The sequence below is a fragment of the Acinetobacter sp. YH12132 genome, assembly GCF_013418645.1.
In the GTDB taxonomy this organism is placed as follows: domain Bacteria; phylum Pseudomonadota; class Gammaproteobacteria; order Pseudomonadales; family Moraxellaceae; genus Acinetobacter; species Acinetobacter indicus.
The window spans coordinates 372,847-382,530 of sequence record NZ_VPBR01000002.1 but is presented as its reverse complement, the minus strand read 5'-3'; the positions used below and the strand labels follow the sequence as shown (position 1 = coordinate 382,530).

Annotated in this window: 5 protein-coding genes; all 5 read right to left on the bottom strand. The window is 44.5% G+C overall.

Features of this window, described 5'->3' with window-relative positions; all coding sequences use genetic code 11:
* Nucleotides 1-106: 106 nt before the first annotated feature.
* Nucleotides 107-1,024 carry a hypothetical protein gene (locus FTU67_RS03925; RefSeq protein ID WP_180061428.1) on the bottom strand — a complete coding sequence of 306 codons (918 nt, stop codon included), beginning with the start codon at nt 1,022-1,024 and terminating at the stop codon, nt 107-109.
* Between the two features lie 204 nt (nt 1,025-1,228).
* Nucleotides 1,229-3,868, bottom strand: coding sequence for a bifunctional aconitate hydratase 2/2-methylisocitrate dehydratase (locus tag FTU67_RS03920; protein WP_104488916.1), 2,640 nt, complete (start codon nt 3,866-3,868; stop codon nt 1,229-1,231).
* Nucleotides 3,869-4,163: 295 nt separating this feature from the next.
* The gene (locus FTU67_RS03915; RefSeq protein WP_005178664.1) at nt 4,164-4,433 is read right to left on the bottom strand and encodes a hypothetical protein; all 270 of its coding nucleotides are present in this window, start codon (nt 4,431-4,433) and stop codon (nt 4,164-4,166) included.
* Between the two features lie 272 nt (nt 4,434-4,705).
* Complete coding sequence (locus FTU67_RS03910; RefSeq protein ID WP_168390645.1) at nt 4,706-5,065, bottom strand: hypothetical protein; 360 nt, start codon at nt 5,063-5,065, stop codon at nt 4,706-4,708.
* A 107-nt stretch (nt 5,066-5,172) separates the two neighbouring features.
* Nucleotides 5,173-9,684 (bottom strand): translocation/assembly module TamB domain-containing protein, encoded by a 4,512-nt coding sequence (locus tag FTU67_RS03905; RefSeq protein WP_180061427.1) that lies wholly within the window; start codon nt 9,682-9,684, stop codon nt 5,173-5,175.

The following is a 9,684-nucleotide window of genomic DNA, read 5'->3' as shown; positions in this document are numbered from 1 at the left end:
TTGTTCCATTTTAGAGATTTGTTTAAGATAAGATATAACTCATTGAGATGTGTCATAGTATTCGTCGTTAGAAAACAATTATTGTGACATTATTTCAATGAGTTATCTATTTTTGTCGTGTACAGAGCAGATTTTTAATATCATTAATTTTACTTAATGAAGCAAGTTTACTTAAAGAATCAACAGCACCTTGTTCTACTCTATTCCAATCCACATTAAGATTCTTCAAATTATAGTTATTATTATTTGCGGTATATAAAATATGATAATAATTAAAATCTTTTTCTGTAGGATTTAATTCCTGTATATCATTAACAATCATTTTAATTGCATCATAATTTTCTCCAAACCACTTTGGCTCAAAACTCCCCATAAATGTATTATAAATAACTCGCTGTTTTGGATATTTTACAATTCCATCTTGATAAGCTTTTAAGTAGTTTTCTTCAGCCCCCAGATCACGTAGGGTCATTAACAGTATGTAGTAATAAAAAGGATCTTTAGATGCAACATCATAATTTTCTAATAAAAAATTTAAATTTTTAATTGATTGATCACCAAAATATTGCATATTTTTTTTCGATACTTGTGAAGTATAACTTCCCCCTCTAATGCTCCAAGCATGTTTTCTAACCCAAAGCGTATAGTAAATATAACCTAATGGTGACTCTGGTTCAGCCTTAATCCATTTCTGTGCGATTGCTATATTTTCTTTATAATAATTTGGAGAAGTTACTCGATGTTTATTTACAATCCCAAGAAAAGAATCTAAATAACTAGTATGTTTAAACTTACCATCAAAATTATATTCTTCACTATTTAAAAGCTGTTGTGCTTTGTTTGAAATATCTTTGAACTTTTTCTCTCTAATCAAATTTTCCACTTCAGACTGAATGTCATATCCTGTGGGATATATACTTTCATCAACCAATTTTATGTTTGCTAACTTCGTATACGACACTTCTGCAAAAATTTGTGTAGAACAAAATGTTAATAATATAAAAGATAAATTCTTTAGTTTCATAAGGCCAATTTCTAAATTACAGTTTTATTAGACTTCTTGCGTTAGTCAAATTTTAAGCAGCCGAAAGCTATATTTTATGCGGTTTTAGCCAATTCAAAAATTAGATAAAACCATACTTTCGCAAGAAGTCTATTATTAGTAAGATTCTATTAAATAAAGAAAATCCCACATGACGTGGGATTTTCTTATTAACTACTTAATCAATTAAGACAATTGAGCAGCAGCAATTTTCTTCGTATCTACCTTTTCAGCAGCATCTGTATATTCAGACATTTGATCGAAGTTCAAGTACTTGTAAATGTCAGCAGACATGCTGTCGATTTGAGAAGCGTATTGTTGATACTCTTCTGGAGTTGGTAATTTACCAAGAACCGCAGCAACAGATGCAAGCTCAGCAGAAGCCAAGTATACATTCGCGCCTTGACCTAAACGGTTCGGGAAGTTACGTGTAGATGTAGATACTACAGTCGTGTTCGGTGCAACACGTGCTTGGTTACCCATACATAATGAACAACCTGGCATTTCAGTACGCGCACCAGCTTTACCATAAATGTTGAAGAAGCCTTCTTCCATTAACTGGTGTTCGTCCATACGCGTTGGAGGAGCCAACCATAGACGAGTAGATAAAGAACCACCAGGAACTTTGTCTAGAAGTTTACCAGCTGCACGGAAGTGACCGATGTTCGTCATACAAGAACCGATGAATACTTCATCAATCTTGTCGCCTTGAACGTCAGAAAGCAGTTTCGCATCATCTGGATCGTTCGGGCAGCACAGGATAGGTTCGTTGATGTCAGCAAGGTCAATTTCATACACTTTAGTGTATTCAGCATCAGCATCAGCTTTAAGCAGTGATGGGTTCGCTAACCATTTTTCCATGTTCTCAACACGGCGCGCCATAGTACGAGCATCGCCATAACCTTGTGAAATCATCCACTTCAGCATGGTGATGTTAGAACGTAGGTATTCAGCAACTTTCTCTTCAGAAAGCGTGATCGCACAGCCTGCAGCAGAACGTTCAGCAGAAGCATCAGACAATTCGAATGCTTGCTCAACAGTTAAGTCTGTTTCCATTTCTGTTAAGTCGATCTCTAAGATACGACCAGAGAAGATGTTTTTCTTACCTTTCTTCTCTACAGTCAGGTCACCTTCTTTAATTGCGTAGTAAGGAATTGCGTGTACCAGGTCACGTAGAGTGATACCAGGCTGCATTTTACCTTTGAACTTCACAAGTACAGATTCAGGCATATCCAGTGGCATAACACCAGTCGCAGCAGCGAACGCTACCAGACCAGAACCCGCCGGGAATGAAATACCAATTGGGAAACGAGTATGCGAGTCACCACCAGTACCTACTGTATCTGGAAGAAGCATACGGTTTAACCAAGAGTGGATAATACCGTCGCCTGGACGTAAAGATACACCACCACGGTTCATGATGAAGTCAGGTAGTGTGTGTTGCATTTGCACGTCAACTGGTTTTGGATACGCAGCTGTGTGACAGAAAGATTGCATTACCAGGTCAGCAGAGAAGCCCAAGCAAGCCAGGTCTTTTAACTCGTCACGAGTCATAGGACCAGTTGTATCTTGAGAACCAACAGTGGTCATCTTCGGTTCGCAGTAAGTACCAGGGCGAACGCCTTGACCTTCTGGAAGACCACATGCACGACCAACCATCTTCTGCGCTAAAGTGAAGCCTTTGCCAGAGTCGGCAGGTTGTACTGGAGTACGGAATAAAGAAGATGGCTCAAGACCTAAAGCTTCACGTGCTTTACCAGTTAAACCACGACCAATGATCAGGTTAATACGGCCACCAGCACGTACTTCGTCTAGAAGCACTGGAGTTTTCAGTTCAGATTCAGCAATTTGTTCGCCGTTTTTGAACGCAGTTACTTTTGCAGCAGCGTGATCGATTTTCAGTGTGATTTCATCACCCATGTTCATGTTAGAAACATCGATCTCAACTGGTAATGCACCCGCATCTTCCATGGTGTTGAAGAAAATCGGAGCAATCTTACCGCCTAAGCAGTAACCGCCGTCTTTTTTGTTTGGAATGTGTGGAAGTTCGTCACCGAAGAACCAAAGCACAGAGTTCGTTGCAGATTTACGAGAAGAACCGGTACCAACAACGTCACCAACGTAAGCAACCTGGTTGCCTTTCGCGATCAGTTCTTTAATTTGGTTTAATGGACCAACTTCACCAGGAACTTCTGGGTTGATACCATCACGAACGTTTTTCAGCATTGCATTTGCGTGCAATGGAATGTCTGGACGGCTCCACGCGTCTTGTGCAGGTGACAAGTCGTCAGTATTCGTTTCGCCTGTTACTTTGAAAACAGTCAGTTTGATTTCTTCTGGAACGTCTGGACGGCTAGTGAACCATTCAGCTTCAGCCCATGATTGAAGTACTGCTTTCGCATTGTCATTGCCCGCTTTTGCTTTTTCAGCAACGTCGTGGAATGCATCAAATACAAGCAGGGTTTTCTTCAGAGCGTCAGCCGCTAAACCACCAAGTTCAGCATTTTCCAGAAGCTCAACTAAAGGCGCTACGTTATAACCACCAAGCATAGTACCTAGTAAGTAAACCGCACGTTCTTTAGAAACTAATGGAGAAGTCGCTTCGCCTTTTGCAACAGCAGACAGGAAAGCAGCTTTTACATAAGCAGCTTGGTCTACACCCGCTGGAACACGGTTTTCAAGCAAATCAACCAAGAAAGCTTCTTCACCAGCTGGCGGGTTTTTTAATAATTCAACTAATGCAGCGGTTTGAGCATCATCAAGTGGCTTCGGTGGGACTCCGAGTGCGGCACGTTCTTCAACGTGTTGGCGGTAAGCTTCTAGCACGGTGTTATTCCTCTTTTTTAAAAAATTACCTGTGAATTCCAGCTTGTTCAAAGCTTCACAAGTAATATGGACTGCAAAATTTTACTAAAATTCCAGTTAAAAGTTAATGCAAGGAAGGTGTTTCTTTGTGATGCTCATTATTTTATAACTAAATGATGTTCATATTGTTTATACAATAATCAAGCGGAGCACGTTTAGACCCGTCATTGCTGCTTTTAATCCACTTTAACCGAATTCTAAATAGAAAAAAGGCAACACTATGCTGCCTTTTCCGGGTTCCAATTACTATTCAACCTTAGTGTACCGTTGTACTGTTTAAATATTGCTGCAGATGTTCGCGACTGCCCTCAAATTTGACCTGAATTTCATCTTCATGTAGGGTACTATGCCCGGCACTGGCAAAGGAGATATTGACCTGATAACGCTTGCTGTCAGCATCAATAAGTTGTTGAAAATAGACTTTATCTCCAATACTGAGCACATAGTTGCTATTGCCAATAATGGTCACGCCCTGTTCATCTTCCAAGAGCAAATCTGCATGATGCAGATAACCAATCACGTCCATGATGTGCTCCTTTCTTCTGGCTATTGTTAAATCCATTATTCATTAAAAAGATAAGCTTTTCTATATTGGTGCTAAAGAAAAGTGTCACAATATATATTTATATTGCTTAGGCTATTTAGAAATAAGTAGAGGAAGGAAAATTAGGTTAAATATCCGCTTAAAAAAATAGATCAACGCAGCGAATTTTGATTATTTTTATCTATATGCAGAAATAGTGAGCATAAAAAAATGCCAGATTACAAATATGTCATCTGGCATTTTGGGTTCATGACTTAAAAACGTCGATAATCCGGCATTTCGTCATACGGCGTAGCCAGACATTTTTCTGTATATTGCGCTTTAATTTTCTCACGCGCGGCATCTACATCACTCTTCACTTCCTGCTCAGGCATGGCATAGACCGTTTCAATAATCTCAAAAATAAATTTGCGTGTGGTTTCATCTTCTACTTTGTCCGCATGAGCCAGTGCCTGATCTTTTTCAATGGCATTTTGACGATCCAGCATGATGGTTCGTGCTGCATTACCAACACTGGTACAGTAACCTTTCCACTGCTCTTCCGGGGTTAAGGGCTTTTTCTCTGCACAGCCGGCCAATGCAATTACGGCAGCCAAAGCGAATAGTTTGTTCATGCATACTCTCCTATTTCCGCTATGATAATCAAAGTTATCCTGAATGAGAAATCGGCCAGAAAAAATGCGCCCGTGTTGAGCACATTTTCAAGTTCAGAATAGACGGCTTAGAAACGCCAGTTATAGAAAATATCCACGGCACGTTCCAGCGACTGACTGGCTTCCAGATACAGACGTTTGTTCATCTGATAACGCAAGGTCAGCTTGTTCACCGGGGTAAACACGCCCACGCCATAACGGATAAACAGATCCGGAGTGATATAACCGGTCAGGCTGACCTGGGTATCATCCCCCGTACCCTGTGCATCTAAAGCCAACCCACTTAAACCAAAGGTACGCCCAATCTGGTTGGTCAGGGCACGCGTGCCGCCTAAACCAAGACTGATACCTGCCGCCGCAATGGTATTGTTGACATCGGAACGGAAACTGTCGGTCTGGCTTAAACCGCTGGCACCTTCGTTAATCCGGCCGGTAATCAGGGCATTTAGTGCTTCCTGCTCGGACAAGCCGGCATCGTTATAGACCTGAATATTCGGACCAGAAGCCGTTCCGGTCACCCGCACCCCGACTACGCTGCCCTGTACGCTCTTGTTGGCATCAATATCTAGACTCGGGTTGGCTAATGGTCCATTAAAACGGGCGATGGCACGGTTTAAATCCAGACTTTGGCCATAGGCTTCAATCTTGACGCGCTGGCTAACCCCAATTGCACCATTGGCGCGCATGGCGGTTTCCAGACCACGCTGACTCAGATACAGACGGCCCACCAGTGGAATACGGCTGTCAAAGCCCTGGAAGATGACCTGATCGCCCAGATTCAGTTCCAGATCGGCACGAATATCCCAAGGACGCGCAGAGCGTAATACCGCCAGCTGGTCTTGCCCTTCATGCACCACACGCACATCCGAAGACAGATTCACCACCGGATCGGAAGCCTCAGGCATGGAAATTAACGCACGCGGCACATCGACCTTGCCATTTAAGCTTAAACGTTTCTGAGTCGGGAAAACCTCCATGGATAAATCCGGCGTCACAATGGCAGTAATTAGCGGCGCCTGACGCACCAGCAGATTATCCCCTTTTAAGTTCAGCTGAATTTTCGGTACGCCTTTCCAGTCAACATGACCGGTTAAATGTCCCACGCCCTGACCACTGTTAAATGCGCCATTAATTGTGGCCGAATCCTGTCTAATCGAGGAATACAGCTGCACATTGGTCAGGTTCACCGGCAGGGAAATCATGCTGATGGCACCATCTTTCAGACGCATTTCACCGGTCAGTAATGGCTGGGTTAACGTACCGCCGACCTTACCGGCAAAGGACAATACCCCAGCCATAGAACGCACATCGGCAATAAACGGCTTAAAGACTTTTAACTGCACTTCATTAAAGGCAATTTCACCGCGCATCGGCTTACGCTCGGTATATGGATCAATAATAACATTGGCATAACCGGCACCAATTTCCGGGGTTTTCACATCCAGTCGAATTTGCAGACCTTCGGCAATACTTTTAGCCACCACAGCCACCTGATCATAGCTTAAGGTCGAACCCAGTTCTTGCGGGTCATCACCTGCCAGACCAATGACCCCATTACGGGTTACCAGACGTGCATCAATTTTTGGCCGCTGGCCTTGTGCCCAGGAGGCTTTGGCATGTCCATTGACTTTACCGGTAATCGCCAGACCTTCCGGCATAAAGGCGGCAAAATCATTCAGGTCGACATTGCGCGTTACAAAGGACACATTGCCTCGGTTTTTATTGACCCGAATTGGCTGGTCAAAACACAACTGGCTTTGCTGGCTCATCCAGCAATGCGCACCCACAAACAGATCACTGGTTTTGGTCTGGAAGATGACCGAGGCATTCTGACGCTGCACCAGACGGGTTCTTAAGGAGTCAAAATCACCTTTCTGGATTTGACCCAGCCAGTTATTTTCAGCATTAAAGCCGCCGGCCAGCTGCACATAGAAGCTACTTAAACGGTTTTCCGCTTTCACTTTCAGCAGATGCGCCTGGCGGGTACCGGCCAGTGAAATCTCGCCTTTTTGAATTTCACGGTTGCCGCTACGTAAATTTTCCAGACTGGCCGTAAGCAAGGTTGGGGTATTTTCCGAGGTCGGCAATTCACCGCGTAAACGCATTTTGCGCACGCTAAACAGGTTATTTAAACCAAAATCATCGACCACCAGATTGGCGGTGGCCTGCAAACGTGGTTGCGACTGCACATTTAAATAGCCATAAGCACGGCCACGCAAACCGGCATACAGTTCATACAGTGCTGGTGCATTCAGTTTAATTCTCAGGTTTTGTGCATTACCAGTAGCCTGAATCTGGTTCTTGGCATAGGCCAGATATAAATTATTGGCCTCAAACTGCTGCGGCAGGAAACCTTGCTGATTGGCATCCATCAACAGGGCCAGATTACCGGTACCACGTACCGGTTTATTGTTGATCATGCCGGCCAAATTGAGCTTTTCAATATTGATGCGTTTAAGCTGATCTGACCAAACCCCTTGGGTACGTACATTGCCCGACAGCTCGCCGCGCACACTCGAGACAAAATAATGCGGTTTAAAGCGGATTAAAGAGGCGTTCAGGTTCCAGCCAATGCCATTTTTCAGGTTCAGCATACCATTGGCCAGAATCTGCCCGGCCACACCGTCATGACGCAGGTCTGAAATCTTGATCAGCTCCGGTGTACCGGACAGTTTCAGCTTTAAACTGCCCTGACTGGCTTGCAGCAGACTGCTGTTGAGTGCGCCATCATAATTGACCGCAAAGCTCTTGAAGCCGCCACCCGCACGCTCATCATGAAACAGCAAGGCCACGGTACTGTTCCCGGTCAAATGCACTGTTTCATCCTGCTCGGCCAGACGACCGCGTAAATCAATATTGTTTAAATGAATAATCTGCTGGTTTGGACGGGCAAAACCATTGGCCTGCAAACGGCCATTCAGCAGATTGACCGGAGCAGCATCAGCAATGATTTTCGGATTAAAATTATCCGCGTTTAAGGTAGCATTCCATTTGAGCTGGCGTTTGTCGGTTGGCAGTTCAATCAGCGCACGGCCCGTCAAGGTGCTGGCGCCGGCGTTATAACTAAAGCTTGGTACATCCAGATTATTGTTCTTCAGATTCAGCTCAGCCTTATACATGCCCGCTGGTAAAGCACCCTGCTCATGCTGCGCCACCTGGGTTGCGACAAAAATCTTTTGCTGGCCTTCGACCAGGGCCATCTGCACATCACCCGATTCACTGGATAACCAGCCAATATAAGGCATCGCGCGGTCAATATTGTTCCAGCGCACATCCAGTACCATGGGGTTTGGCTGGCGGTTTTTCGGCGCATTCTGATCCAGTTTCAGGTTCCAGGTTTCATAGCGGTCGAAATCGACCTGCGCCGTCAGATGAGTTCCATTTTCTAAATGGCCTTTAGAGGCAATTTGAGCATCCAGACTTGGCGGCAGAAAATCCTGCACCACTTGCGGAATGAGTGGGTCTTTCGGATTAATCTTGTCCAGACGACCGGTAATATCCCAGCTGACGCGCTCGTTCCAGCCGACCACACCAGCCACATTCACGGCGCCCTGCATCAGCTGGCCATTTAAGTTGCTGATGTTCAGCTGATTGACCAGATCGGTATGCATAAGCGCGGTATATTGTCCTTTTGGAAGATCTTTACCCGTCAGATCGGTAGCGACATCTAAATCCAGACGCTTGATATCACCCTTAAACTTGGCTGTGCCGTCTTCTGTATACAGCTCCCAATCTTGTAACAGCGGCCAATGGTATTGATTGAACTGCAGCTCGCCAAACATCGGCACATTTTTACGCATTGGATGCAGCACCACCCAACCGGTGAGCAAATCGGGCGTATAGGTCGCCACCCCGGCCTGAACGGTATCTAAAGACCCTTTGGCGACGACTTTAATATCATGAATATTCAGGCTGTTGTTTAACGAAGGTAAATTCACATCACCAATGGCATTCAGCGGATATTTGCCATAAAAATCCATATCGCCGCTGGCATTTTTGACCGACAGATAATCCATACGCATACTGGAATCTTCAAATTCCAGTTTGGTGCCCGACCACAGCGCATCGTTCAGGATTACATCATAAAAATTGACTTTGCTGCCGCCCGAGGTCTGAATCAGCAAACGGTCCAGATCGGCATGATCAAGCCGAAGTACAAAAGGCAGACGGATTTCATTAAACTTGAATGGTCCATCACTTGGCGGTCCTTTGGTGGTAATTTGCAGATTACGCACATCGGCATGGGTAAAATGGATTTCCTTATTCAGCACGGCGCGCCAGCCCAGCATGACATCAGCGCGGTCAATTTTGACATCGACTGATTTTAGCGTAACCAGAATATTGCGCAGGATAATACCGCGTAATAAGTTTCCGCCTTCATATTCATACTGAATGATCTGCTGACGTTCCAGCACCCGGTCGAGCAGGAATTTACTGCCACGGTCGGTCGAGAACATGATTGCCAAAGCCGATACCAGCAACACCACCATAAACAGCAGTGACAACAAGGCACTTCTGACTATTCTGCGCTTTTTGGGTACAGGCGCGGGTGTATTTGGTTGCTGTTCAACTTCAGCCAT